General features: G+C 58.7%; 13 protein-coding genes and 1 pseudogene. 6 read left to right on the top strand and 8 right to left on the bottom strand.

The features are described 5' to 3' along the window. Position 1: 1 nt before the first annotated feature. Positions 2–427: an HIT domain-containing protein gene (locus AB4N91_RS03725; protein ID WP_042933027.1), complete on the bottom strand. Its 426-nt coding sequence runs from the start codon at positions 425–427 to the stop codon at positions 2–4. Between the two features lie 875 nt (positions 428–1,302). Between AB4N91_RS03725 and AB4N91_RS03720 the strand changes: the two genes are divergently transcribed. After that, a complete protein-coding gene (locus AB4N91_RS03720) occupies positions 1,303–2,571 on the top strand; it encodes an OprD family porin (RefSeq protein WP_010457501.1) in 1,269 nt (422 codons plus the stop codon). 166 nt (positions 2,572–2,737) lie between these two features. Here AB4N91_RS03720 and AB4N91_RS03715 read toward each other — a convergent pair whose 3' ends face one another. Both AB4N91_RS03715 and AB4N91_RS03710 read right to left on the bottom strand, forming a co-directional pair. After that, entirely contained in the window at positions 2,738–3,580 is an 843-nt protein-coding gene (locus AB4N91_RS03715) for a mechanosensitive ion channel family protein (RefSeq protein WP_010457503.1), read from the bottom strand. Positions 3,581–3,728: 148 nt separating this feature from the next. Further along, the gene (locus AB4N91_RS03710; protein ID WP_007906601.1) at positions 3,729–4,214 is read right to left on the bottom strand and encodes a YajQ family cyclic di-GMP-binding protein; all 486 of its coding nucleotides are present in this window, start codon (positions 4,212–4,214) and stop codon (positions 3,729–3,731) included. Positions 4,215–4,353: 139 nt separating this feature from the next. On the opposite strand from AB4N91_RS03710, the gene AB4N91_RS03705 reads away from it, so the two are divergent. From AB4N91_RS03705 to AB4N91_RS03695, 3 genes are read left to right on the top strand one after another with little or no spacing between them, the layout of a single operon-like run. Then, positions 4,354–5,271 carry a putative 2-dehydropantoate 2-reductase gene (locus AB4N91_RS03705; RefSeq protein ID WP_010457507.1) on the top strand — a complete coding sequence of 306 codons (918 nt, stop codon included), beginning with the start codon at positions 4,354–4,356 and terminating at the stop codon, positions 5,269–5,271. Positions 5,272–5,316: 45 nt separating this feature from the next. Continuing rightward, positions 5,317–7,353: a sensor histidine kinase gene (locus AB4N91_RS03700; protein ID WP_042933026.1), complete on the top strand. Its 2,037-nt coding sequence runs from the start codon at positions 5,317–5,319 to the stop codon at positions 7,351–7,353. Between the two features lie 3 nt (positions 7,354–7,356). Next, positions 7,357–7,938 (top strand): cob(I)yrinic acid a,c-diamide adenosyltransferase, encoded by a 582-nt coding sequence (locus tag AB4N91_RS03695; RefSeq protein WP_010457512.1) that lies wholly within the window; start codon positions 7,357–7,359, stop codon positions 7,936–7,938. Between the two features lie 114 nt (positions 7,939–8,052). Here AB4N91_RS03695 and AB4N91_RS03690 read toward each other — a convergent pair whose 3' ends face one another. The 4 genes from AB4N91_RS03690 to secA form a co-directional block, all read right to left on the bottom strand. Next, positions 8,053–9,003 (bottom strand): Nudix family hydrolase, encoded by a 951-nt coding sequence (locus tag AB4N91_RS03690; protein WP_010457514.1) that lies wholly within the window; start codon positions 9,001–9,003, stop codon positions 8,053–8,055. Continuing rightward, positions 9,000–9,632, bottom strand: a complete 633-nt coding sequence (locus AB4N91_RS03685; RefSeq protein ID WP_010457515.1) for a glutathione S-transferase family protein — start codon at positions 9,630–9,632, stop codon at positions 9,000–9,002. The genes AB4N91_RS03690 and AB4N91_RS03685 overlap by 4 nt, the downstream gene beginning before the upstream one ends. Before the next feature lie 97 nt (positions 9,633–9,729). Further along, the gene (argJ, locus tag AB4N91_RS03680; RefSeq protein ID WP_010457517.1) at positions 9,730–10,947 is read right to left on the bottom strand and encodes a bifunctional glutamate N-acetyltransferase/amino-acid acetyltransferase ArgJ; all 1,218 of its coding nucleotides are present in this window, start codon (positions 10,945–10,947) and stop codon (positions 9,730–9,732) included. 121 nt (positions 10,948–11,068) lie between these two features. Continuing rightward, a complete protein-coding gene (gene secA, locus AB4N91_RS03675; protein ID WP_010457520.1) occupies positions 11,069–13,804 on the bottom strand; it encodes a preprotein translocase subunit SecA in 2,736 nt (911 codons plus the stop codon). A 307-nt stretch (positions 13,805–14,111) separates the two neighbouring features. On the opposite strand from secA, the gene AB4N91_RS03670 reads away from it, so the two are divergent. Continuing rightward, positions 14,112–14,567, top strand: coding sequence for a DUF721 domain-containing protein (locus AB4N91_RS03670; protein ID WP_008147416.1), 456 nt, complete (start codon positions 14,112–14,114; stop codon positions 14,565–14,567). A 68-nt stretch (positions 14,568–14,635) separates the two neighbouring features. On the opposite strand, the gene AB4N91_RS03665 is transcribed toward AB4N91_RS03670, so the two are convergent. Further along, positions 14,636–16,123 (bottom strand): helicase HerA-like domain-containing protein, encoded by a 1,488-nt coding sequence (locus AB4N91_RS03665; protein ID WP_010457524.1) that lies wholly within the window; start codon positions 16,121–16,123, stop codon positions 14,636–14,638. A 188-nt stretch (positions 16,124–16,311) separates the two neighbouring features. Here AB4N91_RS03665 and AB4N91_RS03660 point away from each other — a divergent pair. After that, positions 16,312–17,295, top strand: a pseudogene (locus AB4N91_RS03660) (HAMP domain-containing protein); the annotation flags it as partial. Between the last annotated feature and the right edge of the window lie 38 nt (positions 17,296–17,333).

Below are 17,333 nucleotides of genomic sequence, written 5' to 3'. Positions count from 1 at the left end.
TTCAACCCTCCAGAAACGTGAAATGTTCGGTTAACAGCAGACGCAGGCGCTCGCGAATGGCCGCAATTTGCGCTGCGCTGTAAGGCACGGCCGGGTGTTTGCCCCAGACCGGGGCTGGCCAGGCGGCGTCCTCACGCTTGCGCACAATGACATGCATGTGCAACTGACTGACGACATTACCCAGCGCCGCGACATTCAGCTTGTCGGCGTCGAACGAATCCTTGAGCAGTTCTGCCAGCGCGGTCGTTTCCTGCCACAGCTGCTGTTGATCTGCGACACCTAACTGAAATATCTCACTGATATCTTCACGGCGTGGCACCAGGATGAACCAGGGGTAGTTCGAATCATTGGATAACAGCAACCGGCAAAGCGGGAAATCGCCAATCGGTAGCGTGTCTTGTTGAAGTCGTGGATCTAAAGCGAACACCGCGCGCACTCCCGCCAGGTCATCATTTTTCAGCTTAGCGCCCATCCTGACAGGCTGCGCACCAAGCGACAGGACGCCAGCATACCCGTGAACGCCACTGCCTTCACGCCGCACGAGCGCCCCTAAATGGGCCTTTTTTGCTCACGGCGCACCATTACAGAACCGCAGACCACGCCAAAAATGCTGAAATGACTGATAACCAATGAAAAGTTCCAGATGAGTCCGTTACCGCACTGTTTGATATCAGCACAGTGATTAAGATTTTTTGCACCAAAACCGCACAGTGCGTCTACGCTGAGTGCGTCAGCATCCGAGAATTACTCAACGAGGGGTGAACCGGTAACATTTTTCGTTGTCACGCTTTCCGTTTCAGTGGTGCAACACCATGCAATGCACGGCGTCAAGCGTACAAAAAACACGCTTGAAGCCCCCGGTTTCATGAGGTTTTTATAGCGACAGGCAGGTTTCCAGAAAAAAACAGCTACAGAATTCTGGTTTGTGCACGCTTGTTGCATTCACACCCACATAGCTTTGGAAGCCTCCGCTGGAAGTGGAAGCCTCAAGGCCAATAAAAATAGCGGCAGGGTTGCCCAATGGAGATTCAAACGTTTCACCAGGGACTCTTTTTAGCGATGCACAAGCCTTGGAAAACAACGTTAAAGTTGCCAATCCGCTTGCGTCGAGGCAGTAAATTTGCGACATCTACCAAGCTGTTTGCGACAGGGTCGTAAAGAAGCTGAAAGGTTAGATACGCAAGTATCGCCAACATGGTCGGCGTGATATAAGTTTGCGCCGACACAAAAAGAAAGAGCCGCCCAGATAAAAAAACAGGTGGGACGGCAGTACTCTTCTAAAAACCAAAGGAGCAAATCACGATGCGCGTGATGAAGTGGAGCATGATCGCACTGGCTGTTTCGGCTAGTACCTCGCAGTTCGCAATGGCGTCTTCTCAAGAGGAATCCAAGGGCTTTTTTGAAGATCAGAGCCTGAATGTCAAAAGTCGCATGCTGTACATGAACCGCGATTTCAAGAACGGTGCCTCCAACAACCAAAGCACCGCAAATAAACAACGTATCACAGGCTACCGCGAAGAAACCGGCCTGGGCGTCCAAGCTGTTTATGAGTCGGGCTTCACCCAAGGTACTGTTGGTTTCGGTTTAGACGCCTTGGCCAATGGCATGATCAAACTGGACAGCGGTCCAGGCCGCACCGGTAACGGCATGTTCGGCAAGGACAGTGATGGCACGCCAGAAGACACCCAATCCAACGCTGGCGGCGCAGTTAAATTCCGCTTGTCCGACACTGTTCTGAAATACGGTAACCAATACGTTGCCAGCCCTGTCTTCTCTACTGACGACAGCCGTTTGCTGCCAGAAGTTGCTACCGGTACTTTGATCACCAGCAAAGAAATCAAAGGCCTTGAATTGAGTGCTGGTCATTTCACCGCGATGCGGGCGCAGAACCAAATGGGGCGCGATAGCCTTGGTCTGAAAGCCGCAGATATTGCCGGTGCAACCTACCAGTTCACCGACAATTTTGTTGCCGGCGTAGCTGCTTCCGATGTTGACGACCATTTCAAGAAGCAATACATCAACGCCAACTACACCCTGCCGATCAACGAAGATCAGTCCCTGAACTTCGACTTCAACGGCTATCGCTCCAAGAGCCAGGGTCAAGAGCTGAGCGGTGACGTTGACAACCGCATCTGGTCCCTCGCAGCGGCCTATAGCCTTGGCGCACATAAATTCACCTTGGCTCACCAGCGTTCGACCGGTGACACCGGTTATGTTTATGGCGTTGACGGCGGCGGTACTATCTTCCTCTCCAACTCCGTTCAATACTCCGACTTCAACGGTCAAGACGAGCGCTCCTGGCAGGCTCGCTATGACCTGAACATGAAGAGCTACGGCGTTCCTGGCTTGAGCTTCATGACTCGTTACATCCGTGGCGACAACATCACCACCGGTGACACTGAGTCCAAAGAACACGAATGGGACTTCGAGACCAAGTATGTTCTGCAAAGCGGCCCAGCCAAGGACCTGTCTTTCCGCGTACGTAACGCGGTCTATCGTGCAAACTCCGCATACGATAGCGACAAAGTTGACACCCGTCTGATCATTGAATATCCGCTGAGCATCTTGTAATTCAGCGCTAATTCGACAGCTACACAGCACGGCAACAAAAAAAACGCTCACCTGAATCAGGTGAGCGTTTTTTTGTGCCTGGTTTCCATACCGTCTTTTGATTGTTGCCAGTTCGATAGCAACCTAACAGTACAATACTGACAACCTCCAAGTGACAACGAAGACGTTATTGCGGCACAGTCTCCTGAACCACACGAATAACCCGCTGTGGAAACGGAATATCGATACCCGCCGCTTTCAAACGATCCCGGGACTGTTCATTGAACATGAACATCACATCCCAGTAATCCGCGGTCTTCACCCAAACACGCAGCGAAACAGTAATCGAACTGTCTCCCAGGGTCGAAATAACGGCTTGTGGTGCAGGTTCTGCCAGGATGCGTTCATCTTTGGCCAAATCCAGCAACACTTCACGGGCCTTCTGCAAGTCCGCTTCGTAGTCCACGCCCACATCAAATACAACTTTGCGGGTTGGCTGACGATTTGTATTGGTAATGATACCGTTCGACAAGTTGCCGTTAGGCACAATGATGGTCTTGTTATCGCCAGTGCGCAGTACGGTGTGGAAAATCTGGATACTGTCGACCGTACCGGCAACGCCTTGGGCTTCGATCCAGTCACCGATGCGGAACGGACGGAACAACAGAATCAGCACGCCGCCAGCGAAGTTCGCCAGACTGCCCTGCAAGGCCAGACCGATGGCCAGACCCGCCGCACCAATGGCCGCCACGAACGAAGTGGTTTCCACGCCGATCATTGATGCCACGCTGACTACCAGCAAAACCTTGAGAATAATGTTCGCCAGACTGCTGATGAAACCTTGCAGCGCGAGGTCGGCATTACGCAACGCCAGCAGGCCGCCAAGTTTTTGCGCCACCTTGCTGATCAACCACCATCCGACTGCCAGCGTGATGACTGCCAGCAGCACGCGGCTGCCGTACTCCATGATCATCGGGATCCAGGCTTGGGATGCCTTGACCAGGTTGTCCACTTCGGTATTCAAATCCATCTACTTTCTCCTGGGTTAAGCACAATCCGGGTGGGAGCGACGGTGCGGCGATCCGACCTGCTCGCGAAGAGGGCAGTCGACATCACCAATGAATGACCCACCGCTTTCGCGAGCAGGCTCGCTCCCACAGGGTTCCCGCATTGCTAGGTCAGTCGCGGAAGTTGTTGAACTGCAGCGGCATATCGAAAGTCTTGGCGCGCAGAGCTGCAATCGCCTCCTGCAAATCATCACGTTTCTTACCGGTGATGCGCACTTGCTCGCCCTGAATGGCGGCCTGAACCTTGAGCTTGGCGTCCTTGACGTGAGCGACGATTTTCTTCGCCAGCTCTTTGTCGATGCCCTCCTTGAGGACGGCTTCCTGTTTCATCAGCTTGCCCGACGCGTAGGCATCCTTGACTTCAAGGCACTGCACGTCGATCTTGCGCTTGACCAGGGCCAGCTTGAGGATCTCGATCATCGCCTCGAGCTGGAAGTCAGCCTCGGCGGTCAGGTTGACGGTCAGGTCCTTTTCCTTGAATTCAAAGGTGCCCTTGCCTTTCAGGTCATAACGGCGATCGAGTTCCTTGACGGCGTTCTCGACCGCGTTGGTGACTTCGTGTTTGTCCAGTTCGGATACCACGTCGAACGACGGCATGTAATCTCTCCAATAAAAGGCGCGCTCGATAGCGATGGCGCGCGCTTGGCTTGCGGTTAAAATCGGGCTCATTATAACGGGTCTTTTCCAACCGATACTGCGAGCCTCACATGCCTGTGCCAAACCGAGCAAAAAGCTGATGTCCACCACCTGGCATGTATTGGGCGCCGGCAGCCTCGGCACCTTGTGGGCCACCCGCCTGGCGCGGGCCGGGGTGCCGGTCCGGTTGATCCTGCGCGATGAGCAACGCTTGCAGGCATATCAGGCGGCCGGAGGGTTGACGCTGGTGGAACACGGCGAAGCCAGCACCTATGACATCCCCGGTGAAACACCCCACGGCAACGAGCCGATCCACCGTCTGCTGGTGGCGTGCAAAGCCTACGATGCCGAAAAGGCCGTGGCGCAACTGGCGCCGCGCCTGGCGCCTGATGCCGAACTGATCCTGTTGCAGAACGGCCTCGGCAGCCAGGACGCCGTCGCCGCGCAGGCTCCCCAAGCGCGTTGTGTATGCGCCTCAAGCACCGAAGGCGCGTTTCGCGATGGCGACTGGCGTGTGGTGTTCGCCGGTCACGGCTACACCTGGCTGGGAGATGCCGGTCATCCGGTCGCGCCGATCTGGCTGGACGACTTGACTGCCGCCGGTATTCCTCACGAATGGAGCACCGACATTCTCACGAGGCTGTGGCGCAAACTGGCGCTCAACTGTGCGATCAATCCGCTGACCGTGCTGCACGATTGCCGCAACGGCGGCTTGCAGGAACACCATTGCGAAGTCGCCACCCTTTGCGTCGAACTGACCGATTTGCTGGAACGCTGCGGTCAGCCGGCAGCCGCCGAGGACCTGCAACAGGAAGTCGAACGGGTGATCCATGCCACCGCGGCCAATTACTCCTCGATGCACCAGGACGTCGCAAGCCAGCGCCGAACCGAAATCAGCTATCTGCTGGGCTATGTCTGCAAAGTGGCCTCGCGGCACCAGTTGAACCTGCCCCACCTCAATCAATTACAGCAGCGGCTGATTGCCCATCTTCAAAGCCTTGGATTGCCCAGCGACTGAGCAGCGGCTACGCTGGCCACTTGTTCCTTTTCAGCGATGAACCTGATGCCATTGCGCCAGCGTCTCGAAAACCTTCCCGTCGGCCAGAAACTGCTGGCCGCCCTGCTCGTGCTGTTGATCACCATCCTGCTGGTCGCCAACCTGACCTTTATCAGCGCCGCGTATTACATCTCCCAGGAAAGCATGGCGCCCCAGGCCTTGCAGACCATCGGCCGACTGGTGTCCAACCCGAGCCTGGTGGCCGACGCCTTGAAGTCGCCGCAAAGCGCGGAACGCCTGCTCAACGAACTCAATAGCTATTCACCGCTGCGGGCGGCGGCCTTGTATGACGGCAAGGGTGAGCGATTGGCGCAATTGCAACATGGCGAGAAGCTGCAACTGCCAGAACGCTATCGGCATATCGAAGCCTGGCAGGCCACCGAGTTTCGCAGCAATCAGATCATCACCCTGCCCCGCCCTGGCACCGCGCCGGGCCACCTGTTGTTGGTGGCCAGCAGTGAACTGCCAATGGCGTTCTACACCGGAACCCTGACTGCCAGTCTCGGCATTCTGATCTTCAGTGTGCTGTTATGGCTGGTGATCGCCCGGCAGATCAAGCGCCTGATTACCCGGCCGATCCATCAGCTCGAAGAGCTGTCCCGGCAAGTGACCCGCGAAGAAAACTACGCCCTGCGCGCCTCCCGTGGCAACCACGACGAAATCGGCAGCCTCGCCGAGGCCTTCAACACCATGCTCTCGCGGATCGAAGCCCGGGAGCAGCAGCTCAAACGGGCCCGGGACGATTCCCAGGCGGCTTACGATCAGGCGCAAGGCCTGGCCGAAGAAACCCGCCACACCAATCGCAAGCTGGAACTCGAAGTCCAGGTGCGCAGCAAGATCGAGAAAAAACTTACCGGTTTCCAGAACTACCTCAACAGCATCATCGACTCCATGCCGTCGGCCCTGATCGCCCTTGATGAGCAGCTCTACGTGACCCAGTGGAATCAGGAAGCCAGTGCGCTGTCCGGCACACGTCTGGACGAAGCCTTGAACCAGCCGATCTTCCTCGCCTTCGAACCCTTGAAGCCATTTCTGCCGCAGCTCAAGCAAACCGTCGAGCAGCACACCGTGGCGAAGATCGAGCGCGTGACCTGGTTCAAGGACGATGAACCCAAGCATTACGCCCTGACCTTCTACCCGCTGATGGGCGGCGCCGGGCGCGGCGTGGTGATCCGGATCGATGACATCACCCAGCGTCTGTCGCTGGAAGAGATGATGGTGCAGTCAGAAAAAATGCTCTCGGTCGGTGGCCTCGCCGCGGGCATGGCCCACGAGATCAACAATCCGTTGGGCGCGATCCTGCACAACGTACAGAACATTCGGCGGCGCCTGTCACCTGACTTGCCGAAGAACCTCGAACAGGCTGAGCTAGCCGGTATTTCCCTGGACACGGTCAACAAATACCTGCAATTGCGCGAAGTACCGCAGTTGCTTGATGGCATTCAACAGGCTGGCGCCCGGGCCGCGAAAATTGTCACGCACATGCTCAGCTTCAGCCGCCGCAGCACCCGGCAAATGGCCCCGTGCGACCTGCCGGCGCTGATCGATCAGGCGGTGGAAATCGCCGGTAACGACTTCGACCTGGCCATCGGTTTCGACTTCAAGGGCCAGGCGATCATCCGTCAGTTCGACCCGGCGCTGGGCCCGGTGCCCGGCACGGCCAACGAACTGGAACAAGTGCTGCTCAATTTGTTGAAAAACGCCGCCCAGGCCATTCACCAACGTGAAGACGACAGTGAACCCGGGCGAATCATTCTGCGCACCCGGCTGAATCCGCCGTGGGCCGAAATCCAGGTCGAGGACAACGGCATCGGCATGAGCGAGAACGTGCGCAAACGCACCTTCGAGCCGTTCTTCACCACCAAGGAAATCGGTCAGGGCACAGGCCTTGGCTTGTCGGTCTCGTATTTCATCATCACCAATAACCACAAGGGGCAGATGGAGGTGCAATCGACGCCGGGCCAAGGCACCTGTTTCACTTTGCGTCTGCCGCTGGCGGGCTCCCCCGTCATCTCTCAAGAACTCAATCAGCTATCGAGGTAACCCATGGGCTTTCGCTTGTCGAAGATTTACACCCGCACCGGCGACAAAGGCGAAACCGGACTCGGCGATGGTCGCCGCGTGCCCAAGGACCATCCGCGGATCGAGGCCATTGGCGAAGTCGATACGCTGAACAGCCAAGTGGGCGTGCTGCTGGCCGGATTGGCCGCAGAAAGTGCTGCGAATCCGGGTTTGAACGAGGTGATTGAGGTTTTGGCGCCTTGCCAGCATCGGTTGTTCGACCTCGGCGGCGAGTTGGCGATGCCGGAGTATCAGGCGTTGAATGCAGCGGAAATCGAACGGTTGGAAACGGCGATCGATCTGTGGAATGAGGAGTTGGGGCCGCTGGAGAACTTCATTCTGCCGGGAGGTTCAGCGCTGATTGCCCAGGCCCATGTGTGCAGAAGCCTGGCGCGCAGCGCGGAGCGGCGGTGTCAGCAGTTGAATGCGATTGAACCGTTGGCCGGGGTTGGCTTGGCGTACATCAATCGGCTGTCGGATGTGTTGTTTGTGGTGGCGAGGGTGATTGCCAAGCGGCAGGGGGTTGCCGAGATTCTTTGGCAGGCGGCTGCTAAACCTCAGGAATAATTGGCGTATTCGAGGACGCTATCGCGAGCAGGCTCGCTCCCACAGTTGACCGAGTTCCTCCAGAAGGAATGCGATCAAAGGTGGGAGCGAGCCTGCTCGCGATGAGGCCGGTGGCTACATCACAGAATCAGGCCAGAACGCCCGAATCCCCGCCACTCCCTGCGCCCCCGCCTCCCAAGCCTTTTGCTGTTCCGCCGGGCCAACACCACCGAGCAAGAACACCGGTTTGCTGAAACCGTCGATCAACGCCGCCACCTGCTCCCAGCCCAACGGCAGCGCATCCGGATGAGTCTGGGTCGGCTGCACCGGTGACAAGGTCACAAAATCCACGCCCATCTGCTCGGCCAGCGCCAGCTCTTCAGCGTTGTGGCAAGACGCCGCCAACCAGCGCGACGCCGGTAACGGTCGACCCGCCGCTGCATATTTGCGCAACTGCGCTGACGTGATGTGCCAGCCGGCGGACGGGAAGTCACCCAGCCACTCGAACGGGCCCTTGATCATCAACTGCGCCTTGCCAGCACACAGCCCCGCCGCATCCACCGCCAGATCGCGGTATTTCGGATCGTAGCCGTTGGGTGCCCGCAGCTGGATCAGCTTGATGCCGCCAGCGATGGCTTTCTGGATTCCACGCAGCAAGGCCGGGGTTTCCAGGTCTTCAGGCGTAATCAAATACTGCGCAGGCAAACGTGCAGCCGCCACGATCGGCTGGTTGGCCGCCGGGAACTCATAGCTCAGCAGATCACGTTGGCCCACCCATTCCAAAGGCTGGCCTTCGGCGCCATGGGGCTCGCCGGTAAAGGACGAAACTTCCCAAACGTCCAGCAACACTTGCTTGTCCGGGTAATCGTGGCGGACTTTGATCAACGGTCGCGCGGCGCTGACCACAATGCCCAACTCTTCCTGGAGTTCGCGAGCCAATGCGCTTTCGACGGATTCGTCATCCTCGACCTTGCCCCCGGGGAATTCCCACAAGCCGCCCTGGTGCTGGGTGTCGGCACGGCGTGCGATAAGGATCTTGCCGCTGCTGTCGCGGATAACGGCGGCGGCTACGTGTACTCGTTTCACTGCCCAATCTCCTCCAGGCCAGCCTTCTGCCAGGCCTTGAACGATGGCCATTGATAGACGGTTTCAACGTAGGCTTCGTCCACCGCCGGCAATTTCACCTGATAGGTGCGCAGGCGCACGGCAATCGGGGCGAAGAAGGCATCGGCGAGGGTCGCGCCACCGAACAGGAACGGACCGGTTTCAGTGGCGACCGCACGGCATTCAGCCCACAACGCCAGCATGCGCTCGATGTCTGCCTGAACCTCAGGAGGCGTCGGCGATAGCGGTGCGTCGCGGCTCAGGTCGAACGGCATGTTGCCGCGCATGGCAAAGAACCCGGCGTGCATCTGCGCACAGGCCGAACGGGCCTGGGCACGGGCGGCGGTGTCTTTGGGCCAGAGGCCAGCGTCGGGGAACTGCTCGGCCAGGTATTCGGCAATCGCCAGAGAATCGGCGATGGTGCCGTGCACGGATTTCAGCAGCGGGACTTTGCCGGTCGGCGAATGCTTGAGCAGGCGTTCGCGGGTGTCCGGCTGGCCCAGCTTGATCAGTTCTTCGGTGTACGGGGCGCCAGTGAGGTCAAGGGCCAGTGCGCCGCGCAGGGACCAGGAGGAAAGCAGTTTGTCGCCGATGATCAGGTGGAGGCTCATGTTCGGGACCTTTTGAGAAGGGAAGCGGGCCAGCATTTGCAGTGTCTGGTCGGCCGTCTTCGCGGGCGATCCGACGTGCCCGCGAAAGCGATCTATCTTATGTGCGGTATTCGGCGTTGATCTTCACGTATTCGTGGGACAGGTCGGTGGTCCAGATGGTTTCGCTGCAATCGCCGCGACCCAGTTCGATACGGATGGTGATTTCTTCCTGCTGCATCACCGCCGCGCCCTGGGCTTCGGTGTAGGTCGCGGCGCGGGCGCCACGGCTGGCGATGCAGACTTCGCCGAGGAACACGTCGATCTTGCTGACGTCCAGGTTCGGTACGCCGGCACGGCCAACGGCAGCAAGGATGCGGCCCCAGTTCGGGTCGGACGCGAACAGCGCGGTCTTGATCAGCGGCGAGTGCGCCACGGTGTAACCGACGTCCAGGCATTCCTGATGATTGCCGCCGCCATTGACTTCAACGGTCACAAATTTGGTCGCGCCTTCGCCGTCACGCACGATGGCCTGGGCCACGTCCATGCACACTTCGAACACGGCTTGTTTCAGCTTGGCAAACAACTCGCCTTCGGCGCGGGTGATTTCCGGCAGCGCGGCCTGACCGGTGGCGATCAGCATGCAGCAGTCGTTGGTCGAGGTGTCGCCGTCGATGGTGATGCGGTTGAACGACTTGTTGGCACCGTCCAGCAGCAGATTCTGCAACACGTCGCGGGAAACTTTGGCGTCGGTGGCGATGTAGCCGAGCATGGTCGCCATGTTCGGACGGATCATGCCCGCGCCTTTGCTGATGCCGGTAACGGTAATAGTCACGCCGTCATGCTGGAACTGGCGGCTGGCGCCTTTGGGCAAGGTGTCGGTGGTCATGATGCCGGTGGCAGCGGCTTCCCAGTTATTCACTGACAGGTCGTCAAGGGCTGCTTGCAGCGCACCTTCGATTTTCTCGACTGGCAGCGGCTCACCGATCACACCGGTGGAATACGGCAGCACCAGGCTGGCGTCAACGCCGGTCAATTCAGCCAGTTTCGCGCAGGTGCGCTCGGCGGCGGCCAGGCCAGGTTCGCCCGTGCCGGCGTTGGCATTGCCGGTGTTGGTCAGCAGGTAACGTACCGGGCCTTGCACTCGTTGCTTGGCCAGAATCACCGGAGCGGCGCAAAAGGCGTTCAGGGTGAACACGCCCGCGACCGTGGAGCCTTCGGCGCAGCGCATGACCACAACATCCTTGCGCCCCGGGCGCTTGATGCCGGCCGAGGCGATACCGAGTTCAAAACCGGCAACCGGGTGCAACGTTGGCAAAGGACCAAGACCAACAGCCATGAATGCGCTCCTTAATAAATGATGTCAGCACCGCTCTCAGGAAGAACGGTGGTGTAAATGGCAAAACGCCGCGACGGCTGATGCCGGTCGCGGCGCGGGTATTTCAGCGTATGAAACGGGTTTACTGGATCTGCCCGTGGCAATGCTTGAATTTCTTGCCCGAACCGCAGTAGCACAGTTCGTTACGGCCCAGCTTCTGTTCGTTGCGAACCGGTGCAGTGGCGAGGGCGACATCGACCTCTTCACCGAGCAGTTCCGGTTGCTCAAGACCTGGCGCTTCGTCGTGCAGGAACTGCATGCGCGCCGCCAATGCCTCGGCTTCCTGACGCAGGCGTTGCTCTTCTGCTTCCGGATCTTCGCGGCGAACCTGAACGTGCGACAGCACACGGATCGAGTCGCGCTTGATCGAATCCAGCAGCTCGGAGAACAGCGTGTACGACTCGCGCTTGTACTCTTGCTTCGGGTTCTTCTGTGCATAACCACGCAAGTGGATGCCGTGACGCAGGTGATCCATGGTCGACAGGTGGTCTTTCCACAGGTCGTCGAGCACGCGCAGTACGATTTGCTTCTCGAAGGTGCGCAGTGCATCGGCACCGGCCTGATCTTCTTTCTCGTTGTAGGCAGCGATGAGCTCCTGCATCAGCTTCTCGCGCAGGGTTTCTTCGTACAGGTGATCGTCTTCGTCGAGCCATTTCTGGATCGGCAGCGCCACACCGAAGTCGCTCTGCAACGCAGCTTCCAGACCGGCCACGTCCCACTGCTCTGGCAGCGATTGCGGTGGAATGTGCGCACTGATGGTCGCGTTGAGCACGTCCTGACGGAAGTCGGCGATGGTTTCACCGATGTTGTCGGCGGCCAGCAACGTGTTACGCATGTGATAGATCACTTTACGCTGTTCGTTGTTGACGTCGTCGAACTCGAGCAGTTGCTTGCGAATGTCGAAGTTACGACCTTCAACCTTGCGCTGAGCCTTCTCGATGGCGTTGGTCACCATACGGTGCTCGATCGCTTCACCGGACTGCATGCCCAAGGCTTTCATGAAGTTCTTCACCCGGTCAGAGGCGAAGATGCGCATCAGGCTGTCTTCCAGCGACAGGTAGAAACGGCTGGAACCGGCGTCACCCTGACGACCGGCACGACCACGCAGCTGGTTGTCGATACGGCGCGATTCGTGACGCTCGGAAGCGATCACCTGCAAGCCACCCGACTCCAGCACTTGCTGGTGACGTTTCTGCCAGTCGGCCTTGATCTGGGCAATCTGCTCAGGGGTCGGATTTTCCAGGGTCGCAACTTCCACTTCCCAGTTGCCGCCCAACAGAATGTCGGTACCGCGACCGGCCATGTTGGTGGCGATGGTCAGCGCACCCGGGCGACCGGCCTGGGCAATGATCTCGGCTTCTTTTTCGTGGAACTTGGCGTTCAGGACCTTGTGTTCGATGCCTTCCTTCTGCAGCAACGCAGACATGTGCTCGGACGTTTCGATGGTTGCAGTCCCCACCAGCACCGGACGGCCCAGAGTCATGCATTCCTTGATGTCGTTGATGATCGCCGCGTATTTCTCTTCGGCGGTCAGGAACACCAGGTCGTTGTAATCTTTACGCGCCAGCGGTTTGTTCGGTGGAATGACCATCACCGACAGACCGTAGATCTGGTGGAATTCGAACGCTTCGGTGTCCGCAGTACCGGTCATGCCGGACAGCTTGTTGTACAGACGGAAGTAGTTCTGGAACGTGGTCGAGGCCAGGGTCTGGCTTTCGGCCTGGATGTTCAGGTTTTCCTTGGCTTCGATGGCCTGGTGCAGGCCTTCGGACAAACGGCGACCCGGCATGGTGCGGCCGGTGTGTTCGTCGACCAGGACGACCTGGCCATCCTGCACGATGTATTCGATGTTGCGATTGAACAGCTTATGAGCGCGCAGACCGGCATAAACGTGGGTCAGCAGGCCCAGGTTGTGCGCCGAATACAGGCTCTCGCCTTCAGCCAGCAGGCCGACGCGGGTCAACATGTCTTCGATGAACTGGTGACCGGCTTCGTTGAGCTCGACCTGACGGGTCTTCTCGTCAACGGTGTAATGGCCAGCCTTGGTGACTTCGCCTTCCACTTCTTCGACGTGCAATTCCAGCTGCGGGATCAGTTTGTTGATCTCGATGTACAGCTTGGAGCTGTCCTCGGCCTGACCGGAAATGATCAGCGGGGTACGGGCTTCGTCGATGAGGATGGAGTCGACTTCGTCGATCACGGCAAAATTGAGTTCGCGCTGGAATTTTTCTTCCATGCTGAACGCCATGTTGTCGCGCAGGTAGTCGAAACCGAATTCGTTGTTGGTGCCGTAGGTGATGTCGGCGGCGTAAGCAGCGCGCTTCTCTTCCGGCGGCTGGAATGGGGTGACCACACCGACCGTCATACCGAGGAATTCGTAGAGCGGACGCATCCAGTTGGCGTCACGACGGGCCAGGTAGTCGTTCACCGTCACAACGTGCACGCCCTTGCCGGACAGCGCGTTGAGGTAAACGCCCAGTGTTGCCACCAGGGTCTTGCCTTCACCGGTACGCATTTCCGCGATCTGGCCTTCATGCAAGGTCATGCCGCCAATCAGCTGGACATCGAAGTGGCGCATACCCATGACACGCTTACCGGCTTCGCGGGCGACCGCAAAGGCTTCTGGCAGCAGCTTGTCGAGGGTTTCCCCTTTGGCGATGCGGGCCTTGAACTCGTCTGTCTTGGCACGCAATTGATCGTCCGAAAGGGCCACCATTTGCTCTTCGAAGGCATTGACGAGTTGCACCGTCTTGAGCATGCGTTTGACTTCACGCTCGTTCTTGCTTCCAAAAAGTTTCTTTAACAAAGGCGCAAACATATCGGCAGGATCTTCCACACTAAAGGGATGGAGGGCGGCCCCGTGAGTCGCCCGTGCAGCCCTCATGGCCGCATGCGAACGAGCATTCTACCCGGAAACGATGGTGAGGAAAGTGGCGTTGTTCCACGATGCATGCACTGCGCTGTGACGGGGCTCACTTAAAATAAGGGCTTTTTGCGCAACTTCAAGCCATTCGCGGCAGAAGTTACTTGTTGATTTAATGGGTAAAGCGCTCGCAAAGCAATGGGTCGGGCGCATGTGATGCTTTCTGCTACCATGGCGGCTCTGTTACTTCAGGTGTCTGATCATGGCATTTCGCCCTCTCACGGCCAGAGCACCCGCCGTTCTGCTTCGCGAAGCCAAGCCGCTGAAAGCCATTTTTGGCCATGCTCAACGCCTGGGTCATCTGCAACGTCTGCTCGAAAGCCAGTTGCAGCCTGCTGCGCGCGAGCATTGCCATGTGGCCTCGTGGCGCGAAGGCAGTTTACTGCTGATCGTCACTGACGGTCATTGGGCCACCCGCCTGCGTTACCAGCAAAAACGCCTGCAACGCCAGTTACAGATGTTCGACGAGTTCGCCAGCCTGACGCGGATTCTGTTCAAAGTGCAGCCCCCCACCGTTCAGCAAGGGGCGGCGGGGCATACCATCAGTTTGTCGACGGATGCCGGCGCAACCATTCAGGCCACGGCCGATGGCATCAGCGATCCGAATCTGCGAGCGGCGCTGGAACGCCTTGCGGCCCACGCCAAACCCAAAACCTGAAATTGATGTTTCACCTGTAGGATCGCCGCACCGCTCGCTCCTACAGGGTTGTGTCCAGCCAGTGGTTGTCAGCGGCGTTTACTGCCACCGAGCAGCGAGCCCATCAGTCCGCGTACCAGCTGCCGGCCCAATTGATTGGCCGCCTGGCGCATCGCCGATTTCAGCGCCTGCCCCGCCGCCGTGCCGAGGAATTCCCCGGCCTTGTCGGTGAAACTCGGCTCTTCGGCGGCCGGTTTACCCGGAACGGCCTCAGGCTCCGGCGCCAACCCTTTACGACCCATCAATATTTCATACGCCGATTCCCGATCAACCGGCTTGTCATACCGCCCCTTGAACGGCGACCCGGCGATCAGCATCGTGCGCTCGGTTTCGGTCAACGGCCCGATCCGCGATTGCGGTGGGGCGACCAAGACACGCTGAACCATCTCCGGCGTGCCCTTGTCCTGCAAGGTGCCGACCAGCGCCTCGCCGATCCCCAGTTCGGTCAACACCGACAGGGCATCAAACGCCGGGTTCGGCCGGAAGCCCTCCGCCACCGCTCGCAGGGATTTCTGCTCCTTGGCGGTGAAGGCGCGCAAACCATGCTGGATACGCAGGCCGAGCTGAGCCAGCACGTCATCCGGCAAGTCGCCCGGTGATTGCGTGACGAAATACACGCCCACGCCTTTGGAACGAATCAGCCGCACCACCTGCTCCAGGCGATCCTGCAAAGCCTTGGGCGTGTCGGCGAACAATAAATGCGCTTCGTCGAAAAACAGTGCCAGCAGCGGTTTGTCCGAATCGCCACGCTCCGGCAGTTGCTCGAACAACTCGGCCAGCAACCACAGCAGGAATGTCGCATACACCTTCGGCGCTTCGTGGACCAGACGACTGGCATCCAGCAAATGAATGCGCCCACGGCCGTCAGCCGTCGGTTGCAGAATGTCTTCGAGTTGCAGCGCCGGTTCACCGAACAGCGCTTCGGCACCTTGTTGCTCCAGGGTCGCCAGACGCCGCAACAGCGCCTGACTGGAACCGGTGGTCATCAACGCCGCGTCGTCCCCCAGCAACTCAGGGTTGTCACGCAGGTGATTGAGCAGCGCCTTCAGATCCTTGAGGTCCAGCAGCAACAACCCTTCGCGGTCCGCGACCTTGAACGCGGCATACAGCGCCGACTGCTGGCTGTCGGTCAACTCCAGCAGGCTGCCGATCAGCAACGGCCCCATTTCGCTCAAGGTGGTGCGCAATGGATGACCGGACTCACCGTGAATGTCCCACAGGGTGACCGGGTAAGCCGCAGGCTTGTGGTTGAGCCACGGCATCCCGGCGATCCGCTCGGCGATTTTGCCTTGAGGGTTGCCGGCGGCACCCAGGCCACACAGGTCGCCCTTGATGTCTGCCGCGAACACCGCCACGCCCGCGTCGCTGAAGGCTTCGGCCAGTCGCTGCAACGTGACGGTTTTACCGGTCCCGGTAGCGCCCGCAACCAGGCCGTGACGGTTCGCCAGGCGCATGGCCTGGGAGATAGGCTGGCCGGCAAGGTCAGCGCCGATAACGAGTTGCGATGAGTCAGGCATTTTGTCACCCATGGTTAATCTTTGATCCTGCACGGCCGATACAAATAGTTGTGAGACCAATCCGAAAATAGCGTCGGTAATTCCCTAAGGAGAGGATGGAAATATCAGCTTTTTTTCAACATTGCCCATTTTGCGTGCCTTTATAAAAGCACGCTCAGGACATTAAGACCTTAGCGGAACCCCAAGCCATGAACAAAAACCTGCGTTTCAGCCATAAAATCTTGCTTGCCGCCGCCCTCATCGTCATTGCCGCCTTCGCCTCGTTCACACTGTACAACGACTACCTGCAGCGCAACGCCATTCGCGAAGACCTGGACAATTACCTCAACGAGATGGGAGACGTCACCGCCAGCAACATCCAGACCTGGCTGACTGGCCGTATCCTGCTGATCGACAACCTCGCTCAAAACATAGCCGTCAATCCTGAACAGGCCAACGTCGCGAGTCTGCTTGAGCAGAAAGCCCTGACGTCGACTTTCATGGCGTCCTACCTGGGCGACTCCACCGGCAGCTTCACGATTCGTCCCGACGCCAAAATGCCTGCCGGTTTCGATCCGCGGGTACGTCCTTGGTACAAAGGCGCCGAAAGCAGCAGCACGGCCACCGTGACCGAACCTTACATCGATGCGGCCACCGGCCAGACCATCATCTCCATCGCCACCGCCTCGAAAAAGGCCGGGCAAAGCGTGGGTGTGGTGGGCGGCGACTTGAGCCTGCAAACCCTGATCGACACCCTCAGCGCCCGTGATTTCGACGGCATGGGTTACGCCTTCCTGGTCAGCGCCGACGGCAAGATCCTGGTGCACCCGGACAAAGCCCTGGTGATGAAGTCCCTGAGCGAGGCGTACCCGAACAATACCCCGCGCATCAGCAGCGACTTCAGTGAAGTCGAAGTGGACGGCAAGACTCGCATCGTCACCTTCACGGCGATTAAAGGCCTGCCATCGGTCCACTGGTACATCGGCCTGTCGGTCGATAAAGACAAAGCTTTCTCGATGCTCAGCGAATTCCGCGCCTCGGCGGTCGTCGCGACGATCATTGCCGTGGCGATCATCATCGCGTTGCTCGGCATGTTGATCCGCATCCTGATCCAGCCGCTGCATGTCATGACCCGCGCCATGGAAGACATCGCCGACGGTGAAGGCGACCTGACCAAACGTCTGACCATCGTCAATAACGACGAATTCGGCGTTCTAGGCACAGCGTTCAA

This window comes from Pseudomonas sp. H3_D04 (assembly GCF_054669175.1).
Note: the sequence above shows the minus strand (reverse complement) of the source record. Positions and strands in the feature narration are given on the sequence as shown.